The organism is Streptomyces sp. NRRL B-24572, from assembly GCF_002156145.1.
Classification (GTDB): domain Bacteria; phylum Actinomycetota; class Actinomycetes; order Streptomycetales; family Streptomycetaceae; genus Streptomyces; species Streptomyces vietnamensis.
Genome location: NZ_MWIG01000051.1, coordinates 1 through 24,563, shown reverse-complemented (window position 1 = coordinate 24,563; position 24,563 = coordinate 1). Strand labels below are relative to the sequence as shown.

20 protein-coding genes are annotated in these 24,563 nt (G+C 70.5%); 12 read left to right on the top strand and 8 right to left on the bottom strand.

Annotated features, from left to right (window positions below; genetic code table 11):
- The first annotated feature begins 3 nt into the window (after window positions 1-3).
- Window positions 4-942, top strand: coding sequence for a cation diffusion facilitator family transporter (locus tag CCN56_RS03420; RefSeq protein WP_086823404.1), 939 nt, complete (start codon window positions 4-6; stop codon window positions 940-942).
- 6 nt (window positions 943-948) lie between these two features.
- Here CCN56_RS03420 and CCN56_RS03415 read toward each other — a convergent pair whose 3' ends face one another.
- Window positions 949-1,722 (bottom strand): phosphatase, encoded by a 774-nt coding sequence (locus CCN56_RS03415; protein WP_086823401.1) that lies wholly within the window; start codon window positions 1,720-1,722, stop codon window positions 949-951.
- 63 nt (window positions 1,723-1,785) lie between these two features.
- The gene (locus CCN56_RS03410; RefSeq protein ID WP_086823396.1) at window positions 1,786-2,373 is read right to left on the bottom strand and encodes a TetR/AcrR family transcriptional regulator; all 588 of its coding nucleotides are present in this window, start codon (window positions 2,371-2,373) and stop codon (window positions 1,786-1,788) included.
- Window positions 2,374-2,460: 87 nt separating this feature from the next.
- Here CCN56_RS03410 and CCN56_RS03405 point away from each other — a divergent pair, with 87 nt between their 5' ends.
- The 4 genes from CCN56_RS03405 to CCN56_RS03390 are packed head-to-tail and all read left to right on the top strand — an operon-like array spanning window position 2,461 to window position 8,118.
- Window positions 2,461-4,068: a carboxyl transferase domain-containing protein gene (locus tag CCN56_RS03405; protein ID WP_086823393.1), complete on the top strand. Its 1,608-nt coding sequence runs from the start codon at window positions 2,461-2,463 to the stop codon at window positions 4,066-4,068.
- A gap of 23 nt (window positions 4,069-4,091) precedes the next feature.
- Window positions 4,092-6,017 (top strand): biotin carboxylase N-terminal domain-containing protein, encoded by a 1,926-nt coding sequence (locus CCN56_RS03400; protein ID WP_086823436.1) that lies wholly within the window; start codon window positions 4,092-4,094, stop codon window positions 6,015-6,017.
- Window positions 6,014-6,949 (top strand): hydroxymethylglutaryl-CoA lyase, encoded by a 936-nt coding sequence (locus CCN56_RS03395; protein ID WP_086823391.1) that lies wholly within the window; start codon window positions 6,014-6,016, stop codon window positions 6,947-6,949. The genes CCN56_RS03400 and CCN56_RS03395 overlap by 4 nt, the downstream gene beginning before the upstream one ends.
- Before the next feature lie 8 nt (window positions 6,950-6,957).
- Entirely contained in the window at window positions 6,958-8,118 is a 1,161-nt protein-coding gene (locus CCN56_RS03390) for an acyl-CoA dehydrogenase family protein (RefSeq protein WP_041129351.1), read from the top strand.
- A 68-nt stretch (window positions 8,119-8,186) separates the two neighbouring features.
- Here CCN56_RS03390 and CCN56_RS03385 read toward each other — a convergent pair whose 3' ends face one another.
- From CCN56_RS03385 to CCN56_RS03375, 3 genes are read right to left on the bottom strand one after another with little or no spacing between them, the layout of a single operon-like run.
- Window positions 8,187-8,855, bottom strand: coding sequence for a hypothetical protein (locus CCN56_RS03385; protein ID WP_086823389.1), 669 nt, complete (start codon window positions 8,853-8,855; stop codon window positions 8,187-8,189).
- 28 nt (window positions 8,856-8,883) lie between these two features.
- Entirely contained in the window at window positions 8,884-9,198 is a 315-nt protein-coding gene (locus tag CCN56_RS03380) for a hypothetical protein (RefSeq protein ID WP_179199668.1), read from the bottom strand.
- A 30-nt stretch (window positions 9,199-9,228) separates the two neighbouring features.
- Window positions 9,229-11,433 (bottom strand): glycoside hydrolase domain-containing protein, encoded by a 2,205-nt coding sequence (locus CCN56_RS03375; protein WP_086823386.1) that lies wholly within the window; start codon window positions 11,431-11,433, stop codon window positions 9,229-9,231.
- A gap of 144 nt (window positions 11,434-11,577) precedes the next feature.
- Between CCN56_RS03375 and CCN56_RS03370 the strand changes: the two genes are divergently transcribed.
- From CCN56_RS03370 to CCN56_RS03350, 5 genes are all read left to right on the top strand, one after another.
- Window positions 11,578-12,432 (top strand): siderophore-interacting protein, encoded by an 855-nt coding sequence (locus tag CCN56_RS03370; protein ID WP_086823383.1) that lies wholly within the window; start codon window positions 11,578-11,580, stop codon window positions 12,430-12,432.
- A 194-nt stretch (window positions 12,433-12,626) separates the two neighbouring features.
- Window positions 12,627-14,111: an aspartate aminotransferase family protein gene (locus tag CCN56_RS03365; protein WP_086823380.1), complete on the top strand. Its 1,485-nt coding sequence runs from the start codon at window positions 12,627-12,629 to the stop codon at window positions 14,109-14,111.
- A complete protein-coding gene (locus tag CCN56_RS03360; protein ID WP_086823377.1) occupies window positions 14,092-15,363 on the top strand; it encodes a lysine N(6)-hydroxylase/L-ornithine N(5)-oxygenase family protein in 1,272 nt (423 codons plus the stop codon). The genes CCN56_RS03365 and CCN56_RS03360 overlap by 20 nt, the downstream gene beginning before the upstream one ends.
- Window positions 15,360-15,899, top strand: a complete 540-nt coding sequence (locus tag CCN56_RS03355) for a GNAT family N-acetyltransferase (RefSeq protein ID WP_086823374.1) — start codon at window positions 15,360-15,362, stop codon at window positions 15,897-15,899. The genes CCN56_RS03360 and CCN56_RS03355 overlap by 4 nt, the downstream gene beginning before the upstream one ends.
- Window positions 15,896-17,665, top strand: a complete 1,770-nt coding sequence (locus CCN56_RS03350; protein WP_086823370.1) for an IucA/IucC family siderophore biosynthesis protein — start codon at window positions 15,896-15,898, stop codon at window positions 17,663-17,665. The genes CCN56_RS03355 and CCN56_RS03350 overlap by 4 nt, the downstream gene beginning before the upstream one ends.
- Window positions 17,666-17,797: 132 nt before the next feature.
- Here the strand turns inward: CCN56_RS03350 and CCN56_RS03345 are convergent, their stop codons facing one another.
- The 3 genes from CCN56_RS03345 to CCN56_RS03335 form a co-directional block, all read right to left on the bottom strand.
- Window positions 17,798-19,642, bottom strand: coding sequence for a DUF6528 family protein (locus tag CCN56_RS03345; protein ID WP_179199667.1), 1,845 nt, complete (start codon window positions 19,640-19,642; stop codon window positions 17,798-17,800).
- 274 nt (window positions 19,643-19,916) lie between these two features.
- Window positions 19,917-20,207 (bottom strand): hypothetical protein, encoded by a 291-nt coding sequence (locus CCN56_RS03340; protein ID WP_086823363.1) that lies wholly within the window; start codon window positions 20,205-20,207, stop codon window positions 19,917-19,919.
- A 251-nt stretch (window positions 20,208-20,458) separates the two neighbouring features.
- Window positions 20,459-22,087 (bottom strand): beta-N-acetylhexosaminidase, encoded by a 1,629-nt coding sequence (locus tag CCN56_RS03335; RefSeq protein ID WP_086823360.1) that lies wholly within the window; start codon window positions 22,085-22,087, stop codon window positions 20,459-20,461.
- Between the two features lie 247 nt (window positions 22,088-22,334).
- On the opposite strand from CCN56_RS03335, the gene CCN56_RS03330 reads away from it, so the two are divergent.
- Both CCN56_RS03330 and glmS read left to right on the top strand, forming a co-directional pair.
- Window positions 22,335-22,610, top strand: a complete 276-nt coding sequence (locus tag CCN56_RS03330) for a hypothetical protein (RefSeq protein ID WP_041129361.1) — start codon at window positions 22,335-22,337, stop codon at window positions 22,608-22,610.
- 67 nt (window positions 22,611-22,677) lie between these two features.
- Window positions 22,678-24,495 carry a glutamine--fructose-6-phosphate transaminase (isomerizing) gene (gene glmS, locus CCN56_RS03325; RefSeq protein WP_086823357.1) on the top strand — a complete coding sequence of 606 codons (1,818 nt, stop codon included), beginning with the start codon at window positions 22,678-22,680 and terminating at the stop codon, window positions 24,493-24,495.
- Window positions 24,496-24,563: the final 68 nt, after the last annotated feature.

The following is a 24,563-nucleotide window of genomic DNA, read 5'->3' as shown; positions in this document are numbered from 1 at the left end:
CACATGGCGGAACAGGGAGAGAGCACCTTCACGGTGATCGTGGCGGCGGCGGCGAACCTCGGGATCGCCGTCGCCAAGGCCGTCGCGGGCATCGTCAGCGGCTCCAGCGCGATGCTCTCGGAGGCCGCCCACTCGGTCGCCGACACCGTCACCGAGGCCCTGCTGCTCACCGCGCTGAAGCGGAGCGAGAAACCGGCCGACGAGGACCACCCCGTCGGCTACGCGGGCGAGCGCTACGTCTGGGCGTTGCTGGCCGCGGTCGCCACCTTCGTCGGAGGCGCGGTCTTCTCGATCTACGACGGCATCCACACCCTCACCCACGGCGAGGAGCTCGGCGACCCGCTGGCCTCGTACATCGTCCTGGGCGTCGCCTTCCTCCTGGAGGGCTTCTCGCTCCGCACCGGCATCAAACAGGTCAGGGCGGAGGCGGAGCGGGTGAAGACCCCCTTCGCCCAGTACCTCCGACTGACCCCCGACACGACCGTCAAGGCGGTCGTCATGGAGGACTCCGCCGCCCTCGTCGGCCTCATGCTCGCGGCGGGCGGCCTGCTCGGCGGCCAGATCACCGGCTCCGGCGTCTGGGACGGCATCGCCTCGATCCTCATCGGCGTGCTGCTCGTGTACGTGGCCTGGGTCCTGGGCCGCTCCAACGCCGAACTCCTCGTCGGCCGCCCTGCCCCGCGCCGCATGCGCGAAGGCATCCGCGAGGAACTGCTCTCCGTCCCCCACGTCATCGGCGTCCTCGACCTGATCACCCTGATCCAGGGCCCCGGCGAGGTCATGGTCGCGGCGAAGATCGACTTCCGGGACGTGTCGTCGGCGGAGCAGGTGGAATGGGCCTGCGAGGACGCGGAGTCCCAGCTCAGGGAGCGGTTCCCGGCGATCCGCCGGGTGTACCTGGACCCGACGCCGGGGGTGGGACAGCGCCGGGCCGCCCCCTGACGGGGCTCAGGCAAGCCCCGCCGCGTTCAGCGTGTACGCCGTCAGGGGCTCGTAGAAGCGGGGGTCCAGGACGTGGTCGTCGAGGGGGATCGTGACCTGCATCGTGCCCTCCGCCTCGCCGATGAAGAGCGCGGGGTCGTTGCAGTCCGCGTAGCCGACGGAGTCGATGCCCCGCTGGCCCGCGCGCCCGGCCCAGCCGTGGTCCGCGACGACCAGGTCCGGGCGGCCGTCCTCGCCGAGCGCGTCGAGGATCGCGTTCATCGGCTCAGGGGAGTGGGTGTGCCACAGACTCGCGCCGCGCTCGAAGACGGCCACGTCGGCGAACTGCACGACGTACCCCTCGTCGGCGACGAGCCCGCCGGGGATCCGGACGATGTCGCAGCCCTGGGCCCGCAGCGCGGCGGCGACCCGGCTGTGGACGTCGATGAGCGAGCCGGGGTGACCGGTCGCGAAGAGGACCCGCTCGCGGCCCGCGGCGGCCTTGCGGAGGCGCGCGGCCATCCGGTCGAGGCCGTCGACGGTGAGCTCGGGGTCGATGGTGTCCTGACCGACCCGGTGGGCGGGGTCGTCGACGACGCCGCACCGCTCAGCCATCACGGCGAGCACGTCCTGCTCGTCGGTCCAGCGGTCGCCGAGCTCCAGGCCGAGCCAGTAGTGCCGGTCGCCGTTGGCGAGCGCCCGGTAGTGGGAGAGGTTGTTGTCGCGCGGGGTGGCGACGTCTCCCGCGATCCGGGTGCGGACGAGGTGCTCGACGAGGGCGGGGCGGCTGAGTATCGGCATGGGGTCATTCTGTCGGAGCCGCCTTGCCGATCGGTAAACGTTTCGGCCCTCGGACCGGACGGCCTACGCGCCCAGCGCCCCGAACGCCCCGTGCGCCAGCTTCCGCAGCAGGTCCTCCATGGGGCGGCGGCCGAGCGCGGCCAGGTGCGGGGTCGAGTTGAGCAGGCCGAAGACGGCGTGGACGGCCGTGCGGGACTCGGACTCCCCCGCGTCGGGGTACAGCTCGCGGACGACCGCGACCCACAGTTCGACGTACTGCCGCTGGAGCTGCCGGACCCGCTTGCGGTCCTCGTCCTTGAGCCGGTCGAGCTCGCGGTCGTGGAGGGTGATCAGCGGCCGGTCGTCGAGGGCGAAGTCGATGTGCCCGTCGATGAGGGAGCCGAGGAGGACGACCGGATCCCCGTCGGCCTCGGCCACGCGCAGGCGGCCGCCGGACAGGAGCCGCTCGCTGATGCCCACCAGGAGCTCCGCGAGCATCGCGTCCTTCCCGGGGAAGTGGCGGTAGAGGCCGGGGCCGCTGATGCCGACCGCGGCTCCTATCTCGTCCACGCCCACCCCGTGGAAGCCGCGCTCGGCGAAGAGGCGGGCGGCCTCCTTGAGGATCTGCTCGCGGCGGGTCGGCGCGTCCATCCGCGTCGGGCTGGTGGTCATGAATCCAATCCTAGACAACCCGGTTAGCGGTCGTTAACCTGGGCGGCATACGTTAACGCTCATTAACCGGACAAGGGAGATCGGTCGATGCAGCAGGCACCTGTGCTGTCGAGTGCGGCGGATCCCGCCTCGCCGGCCTGGCAGGCCAACGAGGCGGCCCATCACGAGCTGGCCGCGACCCTGCGCGCCAAGCTCGCGGCGGCCGCCCTGGGCGGCGGTGAGAAGTCCCGGGCCCGGCACACCGCGCGCGGCAAGCTGCTGCCCCGGGACCGGGTGGACACACTGCTCGACCCGGGCTCGCCGTTCCTGGAGCTGGCGCCGCTCGCGGCGAACGGCATGTACGGCGACCAGGCCCCGGCGGCCGGTGTCATCGCGGGCATCGGCCGGGTCAGCGGGCGCGAGTGCGTGATCGTCGCGAACGACGCGACCGTCAAGGGCGGCACGTACTACCCGATGACCGTGAAGAAGCACCTGCGGGCGCAGGAGGTGGCACTGGAGAATCGTCTCCCCTGCCTCTATCTCGTCGACTCGGGCGGCGCCTTCCTGCCGATGCAGGACGAGGTCTTCCCGGACCGCGAGCACTTCGGCCGGATCTTCTTCAACCAGGCCCGGATGTCCGGCGCCGGCATCCCGCAGATCGCGGCCGTCATGGGCTCCTGCACGGCGGGCGGCGCGTACGTCCCGGCGATGAGCGACGAAGCCGTGATCGTACGGAACCAGGGCACGATCTTCCTGGGCGGTCCGCCGCTCGTGAAGGCGGCGACCGGCGAGGTCGTCACGGCCGAGGAGCTCGGCGGCGGCGAGGTCCACTCCCGGATCTCCGGCGTCACCGACCACCTGGCGGAGGACGACGCGCACGCCCTGCGGATCGTGCGGAACATCGTGGCGACCCTCCCCGAGCGCGGGCCGCTGCCCTGGAAGGTCGAGCCGGCCGAGGAGCCGAAGGTCGACCCGTACGGTCTTTACGGGGCCGTGCCCGTCGACTCCCGCACCCCCTACGACGTGCGCGAGGTCATCGCCCGGATCGTGGACGGCTCCCGCTTCCAGGAGTTCAAGTCGGAGTACGGGCAGACGCTCGTCACCGGCTTCGCCCGGATCCACGGCCACCCGGTCGGCATCGTCGCCAACAACGGCATCCTGTTCGCCGAGTCCGCCCAGAAGGGCGCGCACTTCATCGAGCTGTGCGACCAGCGCGGCATCCCGCTGGTGTTCCTGCAGAACATCACCGGCTTCATGGTCGGCAAGGCGTACGAGCACGGCGGCATCGCCAAGCACGGCGCGAAGATGGTCACGGCCGTGGCCACCACCCGGGTGCCGAAGCTGACGGTCGTCGTCGGCGGTTCGTACGGCGCGGGCAACTACTCGATGTGCGGCCGGGCGTACTCCCCCCGCTTCCTGTGGATGTGGCCCAACGCCAAGATCTCGGTCATGGGCGGCGAGCAGGCCGCGTCCGTGCTCGCGACCGTCAAGCGCGACCAGCTCGGCGACGAGTGGAGCGCGGAGGACGAGGAGGCCTTCAAGGCTCCGATCCGCGAGCAGTACGAGAGCCAGGGCAACGCCTACTACGCGACCGCCCGGCTGTGGGACGACGGGGTCATCGACCCGCTGGAGACCCGGCAGGTCCTCGGCCTCGCCCTGACCGCCTGTGCCAACGCGCCCCTGGGTGACCCCCAGTTCGGCGTCTTCCGGATGTGAAGGGCTCCCAGAAGATGCAGAGCATGTTCGACACCGTCCTCGTGGCCAACCGGGGCGAGATCGCCGTCCGCGTCATCCGCACCCTGCGGGCGATGGGCGTGCGCTCGGTGGCCGTCTACAGCGACGCGGACGCCGACGCCCGGCACGTACGGGAGGCGGACACGGCGGTACGGATCGGTCCGCCGCCGGCCTCCGAGTCGTACCTGTCCGTCCCGGCCCTGCTCGACGCGGCCCGGCGGACCGGGGCGCAGGCCGTCCACCCCGGCTACGGCTTCCTCGCCGAGAACGCCGGGTTCGCGCAGGCCTGCGCGGACGCGGGCCTCGTCTTCATCGGGCCGTCCGCCGAGGCGATCTCCCTCATGGGCGACAAGATCCGGGCGAAGGAGACCGTGAAGGCGGCCGGCGTGCCGGTCGTCCCCGGTGCCGCCGACCCCGAGATCGCCGAGGCCGCCCGCGAGTTGGGCGCCCCCGTCCTCCTCAAGCCGAGCGCGGGCGGCGGCGGCAAGGGCATGCGCCTGGTGCGGGACCTCGCGGTCCTGGACGAGGAGATCGCGGCGGCCCGCCGGGAGGCGCGGGCGTCCTTCGGCGACGACACGCTGCTCGTCGAGCGGTGGATCGACCGGCCCCGCCACATCGAGATCCAGGTCCTGGCGGACGCGCACGGGAACGTGGTGCACCTCGGCGAGCGCGAGTGCTCGCTCCAGCGCCGCCACCAGAAGATCATCGAGGAGGCGCCGAGCGTCCTCCTCGACGAGAAGACCCGCGCGGCGATGGGCGCGGCGGCCGTGGAGGCCGCCCGGTCCTGCGGCTACGTCGGCGCGGGAACGGTCGAGTTCATCGTCCCGGGCGGTGACCCGTCCGCGTACTACTTCATGGAGATGAACACCCGTCTCCAGGTCGAGCACCCCGTGACCGAGCTGATCACGGGCCTGGACCTGGTGGAGTGGCAGCTGCGGGTCGCCGCCGGTGAGCCGCTGGGCTTCGGCCAGGACGACGTCCGGCTCGACGGCTGGGCGATCGAGGCCCGGATCTGCGCCGAGGACCCCTCGCGCGGCTTCCTGCCCTCGGGCGGCACGGTCCTCGCGCTGAACGAGCCGCAGGGGAACGGCGTACGGACGGACTCGGGCCTGGTCGAGGGCAGCGAGGTCTCCTCCCTCTACGACCCGATGCTGTCGAAGGTCATCGTCCACGCGGCCGACCGGCCGACGGCCCTGCGGAAGCTCCGCGCGGCCCTCGCCGACCTGGTCACCCTGGGCGTCCCCACGAACGCCGGCTTCCTCCGCCGCCTGCTCGCCCACCCGGACGTGGTGTCCGGGGCGATGGACACGGGTCTGGTGGAGCGGGACGCGGAGAGCCTGGTCCCGGCGGGCGTACCGGACGAGGTGTACGCGGCGGCGGCCGCCGTGCGGCTCGCGGAGCTGGCCCCGGCGCCCCGGGACGGCTGGACGGATCCGTTCGACGTGCCGAGCGGGTGGCGCCTGGGCGGCGCACCGAAGCCGCTCGCCTTCCCGTTCCGGGTACCGGGACTCGAGCCGGTGACGGCTCAGGCCCCGACCGGCTCCCGGGTCACCCCCACCGGGGTGACCGTCACCGTGGACGGCCTCACCCACGCCTTCCACCGCGCCGGCGACTGGCTCGGCCGGGACGGGGACTCCTGGCACGTCCTGGACCACGACCCCGTCGAGGCCGCCCTCTCCGGCGCCCGGCACGGCGGGGCCGACACGCTCGCCGCGCCGATGCCCGGGACCGTGACCGTCGTGAAGGTGGCCGTCGGGGACGAGGTGGAGGCCGGGCAGAGCCTGCTGGTGGTCGAGGCGATGAAGATGGAGCACGTCATCTCCGCCCCGCACGCCGGCACCGTCACCGAGCTGGACGTCACGCCCGGCACCACCGTCGCCATGGACCAGATCCTGGCCGTGGTGACGCCCCGCGAGGAGGAGGACGCATGAGCGGCGGACTGCCGATGACCGTGCCCGACCCGTCGCTCCCCGCCCGGGTGCGGATCCACGAGGTCGGTGCCCGGGACGGGCTGCAGAACGAGAAGACGGCCGTCCCGACGGACGTGAAGGCCGAGTTCGTGCGGCGGCTCGCCGCCGCGGGCCTGACGACCATCGAGGCGACGAGCTTCGTGCACCCGAAGTGGGTGCCCCAGCTCGCCGACGCCGAGGAGCTGTTCCCGCGCGTCCGGGACCTTCCCGTACGGCTCCCGGTGCTCGTGCCGAACGAGCGCGGTCTCGACCGGGCCCTCGCGCTCGGCGCCCGTGAGGTCGCCGTGTTCGCCTCGGCGACCGAGTCCTTCGCGAAGGCCAATCTGAACCGGACCGTCGACGAGGCGCTCGCGATGTTCGCGCCGACCGTCACCCGGGCCATAGAGGCCGGGCTGAAGGTGCGCGGCTATCTGTCGATGTGCTTCGGCGACCCCTGGGAGGGCGCCGTCCCCGTCGAGCAGGTCGTCCGGGTCACGAAGGCCCTCGCCGACATGGGCTGCGACGAGCTGAGCCTCGGCGACACGATCGGCGTCGCGACCCCCGGGCACGTCCAGGCCCTGCTGACGGGGCTGAACGAGGCCGGTGTCCCCACCTCCCGTATCGCCGTGCACTTCCACGACACGTACGGGCAGGCCCTGTCCAACACCCTGGCGGCCCTGCGCCACGGGGTGACCACGGTCGACGCCTCCGCCGGCGGCCTCGGCGGCTGCCCGTACGCGAAGAGCGCGACCGGCAATCTCGCCACCGAGGACCTCGTGTGGATGCTCGACGGCCTCGGCATCGAGACCGGGGTCGATCTGGCCGCCCTCACCGCCACGAGCGTGTGGATGGCCGAACAGCTGGGCCGGCCCAGCCCTTCCCGCACCGTCCGCGCCCTCTCCCACAAGGAGTGACGAAAGACATGTCCCTCGACCACCGGCTCTCCGAAGAGCACGAGGAACTCCGCCGCACCGTCGAGGAGTTCGCGCACGATGTCGTCGCGCCGAAGATCGGCGACTACTACGAGCGGCACGAGTTCCCGTACGAGATCGTCGCCGAGATGGGCCGCATGGGCCTGTTCGGGCTGCCGTTCCCCGAGGAGTACGGCGGCATGGGCGGCGACTACCTGGCGCTCGGGATCGCCCTGGAGGAGCTGGCCCGGGTCGACTCCTCCGTGGCGATCACCCTGGAGGCGGGCGTCTCCCTCGGCGCGATGCCGGTCTTCCGTTTCGGTACGGAGGAGCAGAAGCGGGAGTGGCTGCCGAAGCTGTGCTCCGGCGAGATGCTCGGCGCGTTCGGCCTGACCGAGCCCGGCGCGGGTTCGGACGCGGGCGGCACCCGCACCACCGCCGTCCGGGACGGCGACCACTGGGTCATCAACGGTTCGAAGTGCTTCATCACCAACTCCGGTACGGACATCACGGGTCTGGTGACGGTCACGGCGGTCACCGGCCGCAAGCCCGACGGGCGTCCGCTGATCTCCTCGATCATCGTGCCGTCCGGCACCCCGGGCTTCACGGTCGCGGCGCCGTACTCGAAGGTCGGCTGGAACGCCTCGGACACCCGTGAGCTCTCCTTCGACGACGTCCGCGTCCCGGTGGGGAACCTGCTCGGCGAGGAGGGCCGGGGGTACGCGCAGTTCCTGCGGATCCTGGACGAGGGCCGGGTCGCGATCGCGGCGCTCGCGACGGGCCTCGCACAGGGCTGTGTGGACGAGTCGGTGAAGTACGCGAAGGAGCGCCACGCCTTCGGGTCGCCGATCAGCACGTACCAGGCGATCCAGTTCAAGATCGCCGACATGGAGACGAAGGCGCACATGGCCCGGATCGGCTGGCGGGACGCGGCCTCGCGCCTGGTCCTCGGCGAGCCGTTCAAGAAGGAGGCGGCGATCGCGAAGCTGTACTCCTCCACGGTGGCGGTGGACAACGCCCGCGAGGCGACCCAGGTCCACGGCGGCTACGGCTTCATGAACGAGTACCCGGTGGCCCGCATGTGGCGCGACTCGAAGATCCTGGAGATCGGCGAGGGCACCAGCGAGGTCCAGCGGATGCTGATCGCCCGGGAGCTGGGCCTGCCGGCCTGACGGGACACGTAAGAGCCAGAAGGGGCGCGCGGCCCGAGCCGCGCGCCCCTTCCTTGTGTCATGCCCGATCAGGCCACGGTCGCTCCGGCGCCCTGGCCGGGCGTGGCGTTCCACTCCCGGATCCGGGCGGCGAGGTCCACGAGCCGCTGGTCGAGCGGGCCGACGGCGATGTAGAAGAGGGACTCGTCCACCGGCTTGTCGTCACCGCCCCAGCGGACCACGCCGTCGCAGTCCGCGAGGATCGCGCGGACGGCGTCGGTCTGGAGCGGGAACAGCGTTCCCCGCGTCGCCCCGATGCCCGGGCGGATCCGCACGGCCGTGCCGGACGCGAGGTTCGACTCGGGGTGGCGGCGGCGCACCTCCTTGGCGGGGCGCCAGCCGGCGAGGTCCCCGGCGTGGAGCTCCTCCACCTCGTAGTGGAAGCGGCGCACGACGTGGAGCAGGACGGTCTCGACGTCGCCGATCCACACGGGCACGGTCAGTCCGGCGCCGGACACCGAGCGCGTCCACACCTGGGAGTCGCGGTCGACGTTGGTCTGGATCGTCCAGCCGTTCGCGGACGTCGCCGGGCGCTCGGGCCTGCGGGCCCCCGGGGCGGCGGCCGTGGCGGCGGCCGTGGCGGCGCCCGTGCCCGGCGCGGCCGTGGCGGTGGCGGACAGGACCGGGCTGAGGGCGGCGGCCGCGCCCACGACGGCGGCGGTCCGCACGACCGTGCGGCGCGTCATCTTCTGCTGCATGTGCTTCGTGTCTCCTCTCAAGTCTTCGTCAGAACAGCCCGATCGCCAGGAAGGGCGCCAGGGAAGCCACCGCGCACACCGTCCAGTACACGGTCTTCGGGGCGGGTGTCCGGCGCGCGAGGCGCCGGTTCACCAGGCCCCACACGAGGCCGTAGATCCCGAGGACCGGTACGAGGATGACCAGCCACAGCAGCATGCCGTCGTTCTCGTTCGGGTCCTGCGTCGTCCACCCGAGGGCGGCGAGCGGTCCGTTGGCCAGGACGTACCAGACCAGGAAGTACGGAACGATTCCGGGCACGCCGAGCAGCAGGTTCACCCCGGCCGGCACGAGCAGCTTCCTCATGCACCCATTCTTCGCGATCGGTGGGGGCCGCTAGGCGCGGCTGAGCGCGTTGTAGTTCTCCAGGACCTGGTAGAGGCCGACGAGCTCGCGCCCGTACTGCTCCGCCTTGGGCCCGGTGCCGTTGTACCGGGCGAGCAGCGCCTGGGTGTCGGCGAGGCTGGTGGTCAGCGACGGCGAGGGGATGCTCAGCTGGTAGGAGTTGAACATCGTGAGGTACGCGACGGACCGGATGTTGTACTCGGGGTCCTGGAGCTGGTCCCAGACCGACTTCAGGTCGGCCTCGTAGGTCAGCGGGCTCGCGTTGAGGATGCCCTGCTGGATGCAGTAGTTCCGGGCGTCGATGGCGACCTTGGCGAAGATCTGGCCCCAGCCCGTGCTGCTGTCGTCCCGCAGGCCGGCCTTCACGGCCTCGTCGGAGACCGCGTCGAGCGGGTTCAGCTTGCGCAGCTCCCACAGGACGGGGGCCTGGATGAGCGCCTTGCGGATCTTCAGCGTCCTGGCGAGGTTGGTGAACAGGTAGTCGGCGCTGAGGACCATGTTGAAGGCCTCGGTGGTGGAGATGACGCCGTACGTGACCCAGTCGCCGTCCAGGGTCCAGCCCTCGCCGCCGGTCTCGGGGACGCCGATGGAGGTGAGGTAGGACTGGATGTCGGCGAGCAGGGGCGCCTTGTACTTGGCCTGGTCGAGGTCCTTGTCCAGGCCGGAGACGATCCCGGCGGGCGGGTTGAAGTCCGCCTGGCCCTGGTCCCGGCCGGAGGCCATGTTGTTGTCGATGTTGATCGCGCCGTCGCCGGAGCCGACCGTGATCGTGGAGATCTGGTCGAAGGCCCACTTCGTCGGCAGCGGGTAGCCCAGGTTCCCGGAGAAGCCCGCCGACATGTCGGAGACGAAGGCGGTCTCGGCGTACCCGGCGTCGGTGACGCGCTGGCAGATGTTGCGCGGGCCGTAGACGCCGACCCGGTAGCCCGAGTTCTCGGTGACGGTGCGGGAGACGCCGCGGAAGTGCGGGAGGATGAAGTCGGTGACCTCGCCGTCCATGGCGTCGTAGTCGACGGCGAAGTAGATGATCGAGCCCGGCTTGAAGCCGTGCGCCTGGGCCCATTCGACGGCGTTGGTCGCGTCGACGCAGCCCTGGCCGTACTTGAAGTAGCTCGCGGAGTTCGAGAACGTCTGGTAGATCGGGAAGCAGCGCAGCCCGTAGTTCTTGATCGTCTCCAGCTCGCCCGGCTGGATCTGCTTCTCCGGCAGGCTGCCGTTGGGGTACGGGTTGTAGAGGTACCGGCCGACGTACGTGTAGCCCGCGTTGACGAGGGTCTGGGCGCGGGCCGGCGTGATCTTGGTGACGCAGTCGCAGGCGCTGCCCTTGCGGGTCTGGTCGCCGTACGAGACGAGCAGCGAGGACCAGGTCGCGTAGTCGCCGACGCCGGTGACCGGGAGCATGGAGAAGGCCTGGAAGGTCTCGACCTCGCTCTGGACGGCGCCGGTGAACTCGCCGAAGAGGACGTTGCGCTTGTTGAGGACCATCGCGGCCGTGAACAGGTACGCCCAGGTGCTGCTGTTGCCCTGGCCGACGGTGTGGGACTTCAGGCCGGACTGGGTGCCGGGGCCGAAGTTGCCGTTGGCGACGCCGTCGGCCATGCCCAGCTCGTACTGGATGGCGAACAGCATGGACTTGGCGACGTCACGGGAGTGGTGGCCGTCGCAGGGGATGATGTAGAAGTCCCGGCGGTTCACGTAGCGCGCGTTGAGCCACCGCTGGACGGTGCGGATCTGCTCGTTCGCGCCGGCGGTGCTGACGTACGCGTCCATGTTGAGCAGGCCCTTGACGACCTTCGGCTCCAGGGACGTGCCCGGGTAGGCGCCGTCCACGCCCATGTGGAGCTTGAGCTGCGCCACGGCGCTCTGGACCCGGCTGTTGTAGGTTCCGTCGATCTCGCCGCCGTCGTAGCCCTTGCAGTACAGGGCGGACTGGATGATGCGGCAGAAGTTCGCCGACGGCATCGTGGAGGCGTTGAGGCTCGGGTACTTCGACTGCAGCGTGGACAGCGTGGTGGGCCCGAAGGCGTTCGACAGGCTGGTGAGGCCCATCTCGTACTGGAGAGCCCGGGTGAGGGCGTACATGACCGTCCAGCCGGTCTTGCCGTCCTCCTCCAGCTTGGATATGCCCAGCATCGCCCCGTTGTCGTAGGTCGAGTTGATGAAGCGCTGGGCCCTCTCGACCATAGCGTCGGCCATGGATCTCCTTCGTTCTGTGGCAACGCACGCGGAGAGGCGTCACGCCGTCGCCGAAACGAGGAGCCCCCTCTCCTGAATCAGCCAGACCCTAGCAACAGAACCAGCCCCTGTTGATCAATATGAGGTTAGGCTAACCTCATTTCCATGACGAACGCCGAGACCGCCCCCTTCCAGTTCTTCTCCCTCCAGGTCGACCGGACACGGCGGCTCGGCCCGTCCCTGGTCAGGATCACCTTCACCGGGGACGACCTGAAGGACTTCGCCGCCGGGGGCCGCGACCAGTCGCTCTCCCTCTTCCTGCCGCACCCCGGCCAGGAGGCGCCGGTCCTGCCGCCCCTGGACGACCCGGACATGTACGCGATCCTCGGCGCCTGGCGCGCGATGCCCGACGACGAGCGGGCCGTGATGCGCTCGTACACCGTCCGCGAGCAGCGCACCGAGCCGGCGAACGAGGTGGACATCGACTTCGCGCTCCACGAGGACGGGGGTCCCGCCTGCCGCTGGGCGAGCCGCGCCGAGCCCGGCGACCGGGTGGTGGTCCTGGGCCCGGCGGTCGCCGAGAACACGGGCGTCCGCTTCCAACTGCCCGAGGACGCCGACTCCGTACTGATCTGGGCCGACGAGACGGCCCTGCCCGCCGCCTCCGCGATCCTGGAATGGCTGCCGGCCGAGACCCGCGCCCGGGTGTTCCTGGAGGTGCCGTACTCCGGCGACCGGACGGAGCTCGCGACCGAGGCGGACGCCACGGTCACCTGGCTCGTACGGGAGGAGGGGGCGCCGTCCGCCGTGGACGCGGTGTCCGGCGTCGAACTGCCCGGAGAGGCCCCGTACGTCTGGATCGCGGGCGAGTCGGGCTCCGTGAAGGCACTGCGCCGCCACTTCGTACGGGAGCGGGGCCTGGACCGGCGCCGGGTCACGTTCGTCGGCTACTGGCGCAAGGGCCTGTCCGAGGACGCGCTGCGCGAGGTCCCGGACGAGACGGCGCAGGACGAGGCGTAGGGAGAGGCGCCGGGAGAGGCGCGGAACGAGACGCGGAAGGAGGCGCCGGGAGAGGCGCAGCAAACCGGCCATTCACCGACGGCCCCTCAGCCCCTCGGGGCCGGGGGGCTTCCCCATGGTCAGACTTAGGTTAGGCTAACCTTACTAACGACCATCTCGGCCGACCGCGTCCCCACACCCGGAAGGGCACCCGCATGCGCTCCCACCTGCTCAACGACACGACGGCGGAGAGCTACCGGCGCTCCGTCACCGAAGGAGTCGAGCGGGTGGCGAGGAAACTCGCCGCGACGCGAGGCCCGTTCACCGGCGTCACGCCCGCCGACCTCGCCCCCGTCGTCGACGCCGTCGACCTCGACCGCCCGCTCGGCGACCCCTCCGCCGCCCTCGACGAGCTGGAGAGCGTCTACCTCCGCGACGCCGTCTACTTCCACCACCCCCGCTACCTCGGGCACCTCAACTGCCCGGTGGTCATCCCCGCCGTCCTCGGCGAGGCCGTCCTCTCGGCGGTCAACTCCTCCCTCGACACCTGGGACCAGAGCGCCGGCGGCACCCTCATCGAGCGGAAACTGATCGACTGGACCACCGGCCGCATCGGCCTCGGCCCGCTCGCCGACGGCGTGTTCACCAGCGGCGGCACCCAGTCCAACCTCCAGGCCCTGCTCCTCGCCCGCGAGGAGGCCGGCAGCACCGACCTGAAGAAGCTGCGGATCTTCTCCTCCGAGTGCAGCCACTTCAGCGTCCAGAAGTCGGCCCAGCTGCTCGGCCTCGGCCGCGACGCCGTCGTCGCCGTCCCGGTCGACCGGAACAAGCGCATGCAGTCCGTGGTCCTCGCCGCCGAACTGGAGGCCTGCCGCGCCGAGGGCCTGATCCCGATGGCGATCGTCGCCACCGCCGGCACCACCGACTTCGGCTCCATCGACCCGCTGCCCGAGATCGCCGCCCTCGCCGCCGAGTACGGCGCCTGGATGCACGTCGACGCCGCCTACGGCTGCGGACTGCTCGCCTCCCGCACCCGCCGCCACCTCCTGGACGGCATCGAACGGGCCGACTCCGTCACCGTCGACTACCACAAGTCCTTCTTCCAGCCGGTGAGTTCCTCCGCCGTCCTGGTCCGCGACGGCGCCACCCTGCGCCACGCGACCTACCACGCGGACTACCTCAACCCGCTCCCCCAGGCTCTCGGCTTCGCTCGAGCAGGGGGGACCCCCTCGACCCTCGCCGAGCAGATCCCCAACCAGGTCGACAAATCCCTCCAGACCACCCGCCGCTTCGACGCGCTCAAGCTGTGGATGACCCTGCGCGTGATGGGCGCCGACGGCATCGGGGAGCTCTTCGACGAGGTCTGCGACCTGGCCGCCGAGGGCCACGCGCTGCTCACCGCCGACCCGCGCTACGAGGTCGTCGTCGAACCGCAGCTCTCCACCCTCGTCTACCGCTACGTCCCCGAGGCCGCCGCCTCCCCCGCCGACGTCGACCGGGCCAACCTCCACGCCCGCAAGGCCCTGTTCGCCTCCGGCGAGGCCGTCGTCGCGGGCACCAAGGTCGACGGCCGCCAGTACCTCAAGTTCACCCTGCTCAACCCCGAGACGACGCCGGCCGACATCGCCGCAGTCCTCGACCTCATCGCCGGCCACGCCGAGCAGTACCTGGGAGAGAACCTTGTCCACGCAGCCTCTTGATTTCATCGGCATCGGGCTCGGTCCGTTCAACCTCGGACTCGCCTGCCTGACCGAGCCGATCACCGAACTGAACGGCCTGTTCCTGGAGTCCAAGCCGGACTTCGAGTGGCACTCGGGGATGTTCCTCGAAGGCGCCCACCTCCAGACCCCGTTCATGTCGGACCTGGTCACCCTCGCGGACCCGACCTCGCCGTACTCCTTCCTCAACTACCTGAAGGAGAAGGGCCGCCTGTACTCGTTCTACATCCGCGAGAACTTCTACCCGCTGCGGACCGAGTACAACGACTACTGCCGCTGGGCCGCCGGGAAACTGACCTCGATCCGCTTCTCGACGACGGTCGCGTCGGTGACGTACGACGGGACCACCGACCTGTACGCGGTGACCACGGAATCCGGAGAAACGTTCCGGACGCACCGGATCGTCCTCGGCACGGGCACCCCGCCCCACATCCCCGAGACCTGCGAAGGCCTCGGCGGCGACCTGATCCACAACTCGAGCTACCTCCCGAACAAGGAGCGGCTCCAGAAGAAGAAGTCGATCACCCTGGTCGGCAGCGGCCAGAGCGCGGCGGAGATCTACTACGACCTCCTGAGCGAGATCGACGTCCACGGCTACAAGCTGAACTGGGTGACCCGCTCCCCCCGCTTCTTCCCCCTCGAATACACCAAGCTCACGCTCGAGATGACGTCCCCGGAGTACGTGGACTACTTCCACGCGCTGCCCGAGCAGACCCGCTACCGCCTGGAGACGGCGCAGAAGGGCCTGTTCAAGGGCATCGACGGCGAACTCATCGACGCGATCTTCGACCTGCTCTACCAGAAGAACCTGGCCGGCCCGGTCCCCACCCGCCTCCTGACCAACTCGTCCCTGAACACGGCGGCGTACGACGGGACGACGGGCACGTACACGCTCGGCTTCCGCCAGGAGGAGCAGGAGAAGGACTTCACCCTGGACACCGAGGGCCTGATCCTCGCGACCGGCTACAAATACACCGTCCCGGCCTTCCTGAAGCCGATCGAGGACCGCCTCCGGTACGACGGCCGGGGCCGCTTCGACGTGGCCCGCAACTACGCGATCGACACCACGGGCCGGCGGATCTTCCTGCAGAACGCCGGCGTGCACACGCACTCGATCACGTCCCCGGACCTGGGCATGGGCCCGTACCGGAACGCGTACATCATCGGGGAGATGCTGGGTTCCGAGTACTACCCGGTAGAGAAGACCATCGCCTTCCAGGAGTTCGCGATATGACCGTCCAGACCATCGAGATCCGCCCCCTCGACCCCCTGAAGGACGCGGAGCTGATCCACCCCTGGGTCACGCACCCGAAGGCCGCCTTCTGGATGATGCAGGACGCGAAGCTCCAGGACGTCGAGCGCGAGTACATGGCGATCGCGGCGCACCCGCACCACGACGCCTTCGTCGGCCTGGTGGACGGCGAGCCGGCCTTCCTGATGGAGCGCTACGACCCGTCGAAGGTGGAACTGGTCGGCCTGTACGAGCCGCAGCCCGGCGACGTGGGCATGCACTTCCTCGTGGCACCCACCGACACCCCCGTGCACGGCTTCACCCGGACCGTGATCACCGCCGTCATGACGGAGCTGTTCGCCGACCCGGCGACCGCCCGGGTGGTCGTCGAGCCGGACGTCCGCAACAAGGCGGTGCACGCGCTCAACGAAGCCGTGGGATTCGTCGCCTCCGGAGAGATACAGAAGCCGGAGAAGAAGGCCCTGCTGAGCTTCTGCACCCGTGCCCAGTTCGAGACCGCCGTCGGAGCCGCAGCATGAACCCCGTCGCACACCTCACCCCCGAGCGCTGGGCCGCCGCCAACCGCGCCCTGATCCGCAAGGGCCTCGCCGAGTTCGCCCACGAGCGGCTGATCGACCCGAAGGAGCTGGGCGAGAGCCGCTACCGGGTCCTCAGCGACGACGGCGGTACGGAGTACCGCTTCACGGCCGACCGCTTCGCCCTCGACCACTGGCAGGTCTACCCGGACTCGATCAGCCGCCACCGGGGCGAGGAGCAACTCCCCCTGGACGCACTCCAGTTCATCACCGAACTGCGCGGCTCGCTGGGCCTGAGCGACGAGATCCTCCCGGTCTACCTGGAGGAGATCTCCTCCACCCTGGCCGGTACGGCGTACAAGGCGACCAAGCCGCCCGTGACCTCGGCGGAGCTGGCCCGCGCCGGCTTCCAGGCGATCGAGACGGGGATGACCGAGGGCCACCCCTGCTTCGTCGCCAACAACGGCCGGCTGGGCTTCGGTGTCGACGAGTACCGCGCGTACGCCCCGGAGACGGCGAGCGGGATCCACCTGATCTGGCTGGCGGCGCACCGCGACCGGACCACCTTCACGGCCGGGGCGGGCATCGAGTACGAGACGTTCATCCGTGCGGAACTGGGCGACGCGGCGGTGGACGGCTTCGCGGCGGCCCTGGCCGCCCGGGGCCTGGACCCGGCGGACTACCTCCTCGTACCGGTGCACCCCTGGCAGTGGTGGAACAAGCTGTCCGTCACCTTCGCGGCCGAGGTGGCGCAGCAGCGTCTGGTGTACCTGGGCGAGGGCGACGACGCGTACCTGGCGCAGCAGTCGATCCGTACGTTCTTCAACTCCACGGACCCGGCCAAGCACTACGTGAAGACGGCCCTGTCGGTCCTCAACATGGGCTTCATGAGGGGCCTGTCGGCGGCGTACATGGAGGCGACGCCGGCGATCAACGACTGGCTGCACGGCCTGATCGAGTCGGACCCGACGCTCAAGGCGGCCCGCTTCTCGATCATCAGGGAGCGGGCGGCGGTCGGCTACCGGCACCTGGAGTACGAGGCGGCGACGGACCGCTACTCGCCGTACCGGAAGATGCTGGCGGCGCTCTGGCGCGAGTCCCCGGTGCCGGCGCTCGCGGAGGGCGAGCGGCTGTCGACGATGGCGTCGCTGCTGCACCTGGACCACACGGGCGCGTCGTTCGCGGGAGCGCTGATCAAGGAGTCGGCCCTGGAGCCGACGGTGTGGCTCCGCCGGTACCTGGACGCGTACCTCCTCCCGATCCTGCACTGCTTCTACGCGTACGACCTGGTCTACATGCCGCACGGCGAGAACGTGATCCTGGTCCTGGACGAGCGGGGCGCGGTCGAGCGGGCGATCTTCAAGGACATCGCGGAGGAGATCTGCGTGATGGACCCGTCGGCGGTCCTCCCGCCGGTGGTGGAGCGCATCCGCGCCGAGGTCCCGGAGGACATGAAGCTCCTCTCGGTCTTCACGGACGTCTTCGACTGCTTCTTCCGCTTCCTGGGCGCGACGCTCGCGGCGGAGGGCACCCTGGCGGAGGACGACTTCTGGCGCACGGTGGCGGAGTGCGTGAAGGACTACCAGCGCGCGAACCCCGCCCTGTCGGAGAAGTTCGCGCAGTACGACATGTTCGCGGAGACCTTCGCCCTGTCGGCCCTCAACCGCCTCCAGCTCCGCAACAACAAGCAGATGGTCGACCTGGCGGACCCGTCGGCGGCCCTCCAGCTGGTCGGCGACCTGGTGAACCCGATCGCGCGGTTCGCCTGACCCCGCATACGGGCGAGCCCCGGCGGAGTAGGTCCTCCGCCGGGGCTCGCATCCGTGCGACCGAACGGAGCGCCCGGCCGAGGGGGCTCGGCCGGGCGTTCGGTGCGTACGGACCCCTTTTCGCGGGCGGCGTCAGTTGTAGCTGGGCACCATCCAGCGTGCCCGGTAGTACTGGGCGTTGGTCTTGCGCCAGTACTCGTTGTGGCGGCTCGCCTCATTGTCGACGTCGGGGTCGACGTCGATGGTGGTGTCGATGAAGGTGATCGCCGGGGTCGTCCACAAGGCGGCGCCCGAGACGGACGGGTCGCAGGCGGTGGCGTCTTCCGCGCACGTCGTGATCACGCGGCCGGAGACCGGGTCGTTGCCGACGCTCTTGGCCATGCCGCCCTTGTTGACCAGGCCTTCGTAGTCGTAGTCCGTGCACCAGCGGTTGGGCTCGCCGTGCTCCATCGCCGTAGGGGTCGGCCACCGGGACGTCTTGTAGCAGGACGCGGCTCCGGACTTGGAGAACTGGACGATGCCCGCGTTGGCGGACACCCACAGCCGGTCGGGGTTCCCGTAGACGGGCTGGATGTCGTGCCCGTAGGGCGAGGAGTAGCCGTTGGCGTTCAGCGGGATGGCGAAGGTCTCGGGTTCTCCGAGCTTCCCGGTGCCGAGCGTGTAGGGGTAGCGGACGAGTTCGTTCTTCCCGATGGCCCACAGCGAGTCGGTGTCCTTGTCGTACAGCAGGCTGTGGGCTTCCTCCAGCGTCTTGGTGTCCGCGGGGGTGGCGTAGGCGCTCGGGGCGTTGCCGATCGCGCCCTGGGCCTTCGTGTAGACCTTCACCTGATGGGTCCGGGTCAGGGCCACGGCCACGTTGCCGTCCGGCATGAGTTCCACGCCGTGCAGGTTGGTGACCGCCTGGGTTCCGACGTTGATCGCGAAGCGCGCGCCCGACAGCGCGGGGTACGGGACGACGGCGACGAGGCCGCTCTGCCCGTCCCCGACGACCAGGACCTGCTCGTCGGTGCGTCCGGGCGCCGTGTACTCGCCCGCGGGGCGCAGCTTGTGCTCCGTGCCGCCCGCGAACGCCCCCCGGAGGAGGTCGCCGTAGGGGTCCTTGAAGGAGTGGTACGCGTCGGGGACCCACCGCTGGTAGGGGCCCGTCGCCGGCCACAGGGAGGGGTTGGAGGAGTCGTAGAACTCCAGCGCCGAGCTCGTGGCCGGGTAGCCGCCGTAGTTCACGGCGTACTGGTCGCCCGCGCTGATGACCGGTGCGCCGGGGTTGAACTCCACTTCCAGCGTCGGCGTGTAGTACGACAGGTGGCAGGCGGGGTCGGAGGCGGCGGGGTTCATGGAGCAGAGCTCCTTGTACGCCACGCTGCCCAGCTCGCCTGCCGACAGGCGCAGGCCGTTGTTGGGCAGCCTGTCCTGCATCCGCGTCCAGGCCTTGACCGTCGCGGTCAGGTCGATCCGCTTGATCGCGTTCGAGGTGTCCGGGTCGGAGTCCACCGGCCGGTCCGGGCAGGCGGCGCTTCCGAGGCCGAACTTCGCGGAGGTCTCGTAACCGGTGACGAGCGCCGGCTGGTTGGCCCAGGTGATCGCGGACGGGTCCCAGGCGGCGGCGACCGGGTTGGCGTACATCCAGTAGCCGTCGCAGGAGCCCGTGTCGGAGTTGTACATCCGCAGGCTGGCGCTCTTGATGTCCGCGCCGTTCAGCTTGGAGACGTCGAACTTCAGGAAGCTGCGGTACCTGGTCGTGCCGTTGTCCGGCGTGCCGAGGCGCAGGAGGTGCTCCGTGGAGTGGTCCGCGCTGTCCACGTTGCTGACGTAGGTGTCCTGCACCCGCGTGATGATGTTGCGCGGGCCGCTCTGCACGAACGGGGAGACGGCGGGGGTGACGGTGTAGGCGGCGGCCTCCGGGGCCGGTGCGGACGCGTCGGCGCCGTCGCCGCCGGAGGGCGCGGTGACCAGCGAGGCAGTGAGTCCGGCACCCATCAGGAGCACGGCAAGGCGGGGAAGTCTGCCTTTGTGGCGAATCATGCGGGAATCTTTCCGGGGGAAGGCGGCGCTGGTGTGGGGCCGCTTGCGGGAAGGGGTGAAGCCCCTGGTGGATTCTCGACCAAGATCAACCTGCCCGCCCGCCGTTTTCCGCTCGCGGCCTCCGTCCCGACGGGACCCCGTCGGGACGGCCTCGCCCTGCGGATGTGGGGCCGGTCCGATGCCCTGCTCGCGGGCTCTTGAACTGCCGCGGCTCCGCCGTCGGATCGGATCAGCCGTTCAGGGCGTCGGACAGCAGGCCTGCGACCACGAAGAAGACGCCGACCGCGGCGAGACCGACCCCGAGCATGGCGACCGCCTTGACGGGTGTCGGCAGCTGCGTCTTGGCGATCTTCACGTTGGTGACCATGCCCAGCGCGCCCACCGCACCGCCTATCGCGCCGCCGACGAAGAGCAGTGCCAGCGGAAGCGCCGCGAGAGCCGTCTGCCACGGGGCGAGCCCGTCGAAGAGCCTCTTCTTGGCGAGGAGCGGGGTGGGGCCGTTCTTCGACGGCTGCGACATGTCTGATCCTTCCGATGGGTCGTACGTGCGCAGTCGACTCGAAGTGAGGGTGCGCGGGAGATGAGGCGCCTGATCAGAACGTGTCCACGGGACCGGTCCGGCGAGCGCGACGAGATCCTAGCGGGCTCCGTTCGCCGCCTTCGTGGCCGTGGTCGAGAACGGCGGCCCCGGCGACGCCCGACCGTCACACCCACGCGGAAACGCCCGGCCGGGTCTCCCCGGCCGGGCGTTTCGCGTGAACGTACAGGCGGCTACTCCGCCGGCCACGGCACCTGCGGTGAGCGGTAGTACGTGATGCCCAGCGCGTCGAAGCGCGGCGCCTGTTCCGCGAGCCGCTCCTTGTACGTGTTCCAGTCGTGGGTCGACGCCGGGGACCAGCCCAGTTCCGCCACGCCCGGGAGGCGGGGGAAGGCCATGACGTCCAGGTCGCCCGTGGAGGCGAGGGTCTCCGTCCACAGAGGGGCCTCGACGCCGCGGACGGAGTCCGCCGGGGCGCCGGGGAGGTACGTGGAAGGGTTCCAGTCGTACGAGCGGCGGACCTCGACGTGTCCCGCCCAGGCCAGGCCCAGCGGGGTGTCCTTCGTGTACTTCATGTCGAGGTACGTGCGGTCCGCCGGCGAGAGGATCAGGCCCGTGCCGTTGCGGGCGGCGGCCGCGACCCGCTCCTTCTCCTCCGCGGGGGTGCGGTCGAGGCCCCAGTACTGGACGAGGGCGCCCTTCGCCGGGGTGGCGCCCGTCAGCTGGTGCCAGCCGACGACGGTCTTGCCGTACTTGGCGACGATCGGCTGCACCCTGTCCATGAAGGCCGCGTAGTCCTCGTGGCTGGTGGAGTGGGCCTCGTCGCCGCCGATGTGGAGGTAGCGGCCCGGGGTGAGCGCGGCGATCTCGCGGATCACGTCGTCCGCGAAGTCGTACGTGATCTGCTTCGGCGCGCACAGGGAGCTGAAGCCGACCTTCGTGCCCGTGTAGAGGGGAGGGGCCACGCCGTCGCAGGTCAGGTCGGCGTACGAGGCGAGGGCGGCGTTCGTGTGGCCCGGCATGTCGATCTCGGGGATCACCTCCTGGTAGCGGGAGGCGGCGTATTCGACGATCTCCCGGTACTGCGCCTTGGTGTAGAAGCCGCCGGGGCCGCCGCCGACCTCGGTGGAGCCGCCGTAGGTGGTGAGCCGGGGCCAGGAGTCGACGGCGATGCGCCAGCCCTGGTCGTCGGAGAGGTGCAGGTGGAGGGTGTTGACCTTGTAGAGCGCGAGCTGGTCGATGTACCGCTTCACCTCGTCGACGGTGAAGAAGTGGCGGGCGACGTCGAGCATGGCGCCCCGGTAGGCGTAGCGCGGGGTGTCGGTGACGGTGCCGCCGGCGATCTTCCAGGGGCCGGGCTGGACGCTCTTGCGCTCGACGGCGGAGGGGAGCTGCTGGCGGAGGGTCTGGACGCCGCGGAAGAGGCCGGCGGGTTCGCGGGCGGTGAGGGTGAGGCCCTCGGGTGCGGAGGTGAGCCGGTAGCCCTCGTCGCCGAGGTCGGTCTCCTCGGGGTCGAGGCGGAGCCGGATGCCGCGGCCTGCGGCGCGGTCGTCGACGACGGGCAGCGGGAAGCCGGTGGCGGGGCGGAGGAGTCCGGCGAGGTAGCGGCCGAGGTCCCGGGATTCGCCGGAGGTCTTGTCGATGCCGATGCGGGTGGCGGCGGTGAGGGTGTAGGGCTCGCCCTCGGGGGTGACGGAGGCGGGTACGGGCACGATGCGGCCGAGCGGGCGGACCTCGGGCTCGGCCGAGGCCCTGCCGGGTGCCTTGGCGTCGGTGCCGTCGCCGTCGGCGGCGGCCTCTCCGCAGCCGACCCCGGCGGTCGCGAACAGGAGCAGGGATCCGATCAGGCGCGGAATCGTCATGCGCTGTCTCACAGGCGGGCTCCCCTTCGGGTGATCAACTTCGGATGATCGACTTCGGGTGATCGACTTCGGGTGATCGACACGTCCCTCGTTCTGTATATCCCCTCGGCGACCATGCGTATCGCGCGCCCTACCGGCGGTCAAGGTCTGGACCAAAGGGCCGGTTCCATGCGTGAACCATGACACTCCTGCCCGATTTCGGGCAGGATTCTTGCTAAGCGCCTGGGTGACCCCTCAGTATTCACGGGTGCTCGAACGCCGCCCGTCGCACGACGACCTCATCGACCACCTGGTCCGCAGCACCGCGCTCCAGCGCGGTGAGGCCGCCCGGGTGGTGCTCGACGTGCTGGCGTACTTCGACGAGACGACCGAGGAGTTCGTCCGCCGCCGCCACCGCGAACTGCAGTCCGGCGGCGCCGTGAACGCCGAGATCTTCGAACGGATCGCGACGGAGCTGCCGCACCGGGCGGTGGCGCCACCGGAGCTCTCGCTCCGGCAGCTGCGCCGGATCGTCTACGGCTGAACCGTCCGAGGCCGAATCGTCCGCGGCCGAGCAGCACTCACCACTGACCTGGAGGGGTTTCACCTTTATGTGCGGAATCGTCGGTTACATCGGTAAGCGCGACGTGGCCCCGCTGCTCCTTGAGGGCCTGGCCCGCCTGGAGTACCGCGGCTACGACTCGGCCGGCATGGTCGTCACCAGCCCGAAGGCCACCGGCCTGAAGGTGGTCAAGGCCAAGGGCCGCGTCCGCGACCTGGAGGCCAAGGTCCCCAAGCGCTTCACCGGCACCACCGGCATCGCCCACACCCGCTGGGCCACGCACGGCGCCCCGAGCGACGTCAACTCGCACCCGCACCTCGACCCCGAGAACAAGGTCGCGGTCGTCCACAACGGCATCGTGGACAACGCCCAGGAGCTCCGCGCCAAGCTGGAGGCCGACGGCGTCGTCTTCGCCTCCGAGACGGACACCGAGGTCATCACCCACCTGATCGCCCGCTCCGAGGCCGAGACCCTCGAGGAGAAGGTCCGCGAGGCGCTCAAGGTCATCGAGGGCACCTACGGCATCGCCGTGATGCACGCCGACTTCAACGACCGCATCGTGGTGGCCCGCAACGGCTCCCCGGTCATCCTCGGCATCGGCGAGAAGGAGATGCTCGTCGCCTCCGACGTCGCCGCCCTGATCGCCCACACCCGCCAGGTCGTCACCCTGAACGACGGCGAGATGGCCACCCTGAAGGCCGACGACTTCCGCACCTACACGGTCTCCGGCGCCTCCACCACCGCCACCCCCGAGACCGTCGAGTGGGAGGCCGCCTCCTACGACATGGGCGGCCACGACACGTACATGCACAAGGAGATCTCCGAGCAGCCCGACGCGGTCGACCGCGTGCTGCGCGGCCGCATCGACGACCGCTTCTCCACCGTGCACCTGGGCGGCCTGAACCTCGACGCCCGCGAGGCCCGCACCATCCGCCGCATCAAGATCCTCGGCTGCGGCACCTCGTACCACGCCGGCCTCATCGGCGCCGGGCTCATCGAGTCCATGGCCCGCATCCCCGCCGACGCCGAGCCGGCCTCGGAGTTCCGCTACCGCAACCCGGTCGTGGACCCCGACACCCTCTACATCGCCGTCTCCCAGTCCGGTGAGACCTACGACGTGCTCGCCGCCGTCCAGGAGCTCAAGCGGAAGGGCGCCCGCGTCCTCGGCGTCGTCAACGTCGTCGGCTCCGCCATCGCCCGCGAGGCCGACGGCGGCGTGTACGTCCACGCAGGACCCGAGGTCTGCGTCGTCTCCACCAAGTGCTTCACCAACACGGTCACCGCCTTCGCGCTGCTCGCCCTGCACCTGGGCCGCATCCGCGACCTGTCCGTCACCGACGGCAAGCGGATCATCGAGGGCCTGCGCAAGCTGCCCTCGCAGATCGAGGAGATCCTCAAGACCGAGGAGCAGATCAAGGAGATCGCCGCGGAGTACGCCGGCGCCCAGTCGATGATGTTCATCGGCCGTGTGCGCGGCTACCCCGTCGCCCTGGAGGCCTCCCTCAAGCTGAAGGAGATCTCCTACATCCACGCCGAGGCGTACCCGGCCTCCGAGCTGAAGCACGGCCCGCTCGCCCTCATCGAGCCGGCCCTGCCGACCGTCGCGATCGTCCCCGACGACGACCTGCTCGAGAAGAACCGCGCCGCCCTGGAGGAGATCAAGGCCCGCAGCGGCCGCATCCTCGCCGTCGCGCACCAGCCGCAGGCGAAGGCCGACCACACCATCGTCGTCCCGAAGAACGAGGACGAGCTGGACCCGATCCTCATGGGCATCCCGCTCCAGCTCCTCGCCTACCACACGGCGCTCGCCATGGGCCGTGACATCGACAAGCCGCGCAACCTGGCGAAGTCCGTCACCGTCGAGTAGGCCCACCCGGCCCCCTCAGCCGTCGCGGCCGAGGCTCCGGGGGACAGGCCCGGAGCCTCGGCCGGACA

Coding starts and splice junctions, on each gene's coding strand:
- CCN56_RS03345 (WP_179199667.1), bottom strand. CDS start 19,642: ATGGGTGCCGGACTCACTGCCTCGCTGGTCACCGCGCCCTCCGGCGGC.
- CCN56_RS03405 (WP_086823393.1), top strand. CDS start 2,461: ATGCAGCAGGCACCTGTGCTGTCGAGTGCGGCGGATCCCGCCTCGCCG.
- CCN56_RS03355 (WP_086823374.1), top strand. CDS start 15,360: ATGACCGTCCAGACCATCGAGATCCGCCCCCTCGACCCCCTGAAGGAC.
- CCN56_RS03410 (WP_086823396.1), bottom strand. CDS start 2,373: ATGACCACCAGCCCGACGCGGATGGACGCGCCGACCCGCCGCGAGCAG.
- CCN56_RS03420 (WP_086823404.1), top strand. CDS start 4: ATGGCGGAACAGGGAGAGAGCACCTTCACGGTGATCGTGGCGGCGGCG.
- CCN56_RS03395 (WP_086823391.1), top strand. CDS start 6,014: ATGAGCGGCGGACTGCCGATGACCGTGCCCGACCCGTCGCTCCCCGCC.
- CCN56_RS03400 (WP_086823436.1), top strand. CDS start 4,092: ATGTTCGACACCGTCCTCGTGGCCAACCGGGGCGAGATCGCCGTCCGC.
- CCN56_RS03370 (WP_086823383.1), top strand. CDS start 11,578: ATGACGAACGCCGAGACCGCCCCCTTCCAGTTCTTCTCCCTCCAGGTC.
- CCN56_RS03375 (WP_086823386.1), bottom strand. CDS start 11,433: ATGGCCGACGCTATGGTCGAGAGGGCCCAGCGCTTCATCAACTCGACC.
- CCN56_RS03365 (WP_086823380.1), top strand. CDS start 12,627: ATGCGCTCCCACCTGCTCAACGACACGACGGCGGAGAGCTACCGGCGC.
- CCN56_RS03415 (WP_086823401.1), bottom strand. CDS start 1,722: ATGCCGATACTCAGCCGCCCCGCCCTCGTCGAGCACCTCGTCCGCACC.
- CCN56_RS03350 (WP_086823370.1), top strand. CDS start 15,896: ATGAACCCCGTCGCACACCTCACCCCCGAGCGCTGGGCCGCCGCCAAC.
- CCN56_RS03390 (WP_041129351.1), top strand. CDS start 6,958: ATGTCCCTCGACCACCGGCTCTCCGAAGAGCACGAGGAACTCCGCCGC.
- CCN56_RS03335 (WP_086823360.1), bottom strand. CDS start 22,087: ATGACGATTCCGCGCCTGATCGGATCCCTGCTCCTGTTCGCGACCGCC.
- glmS (WP_086823357.1), top strand. CDS start 22,678: ATGTGCGGAATCGTCGGTTACATCGGTAAGCGCGACGTGGCCCCGCTG.
- CCN56_RS03340 (WP_086823363.1), bottom strand. CDS start 20,207: ATGTCGCAGCCGTCGAAGAACGGCCCCACCCCGCTCCTCGCCAAGAAG.
- CCN56_RS03380 (WP_179199668.1), bottom strand. CDS start 9,198: ATGAGGAAGCTGCTCGTGCCGGCCGGGGTGAACCTGCTGCTCGGCGTG.
- CCN56_RS03385 (WP_086823389.1), bottom strand. CDS start 8,855: ATGCAGCAGAAGATGACGCGCCGCACGGTCGTGCGGACCGCCGCCGTC.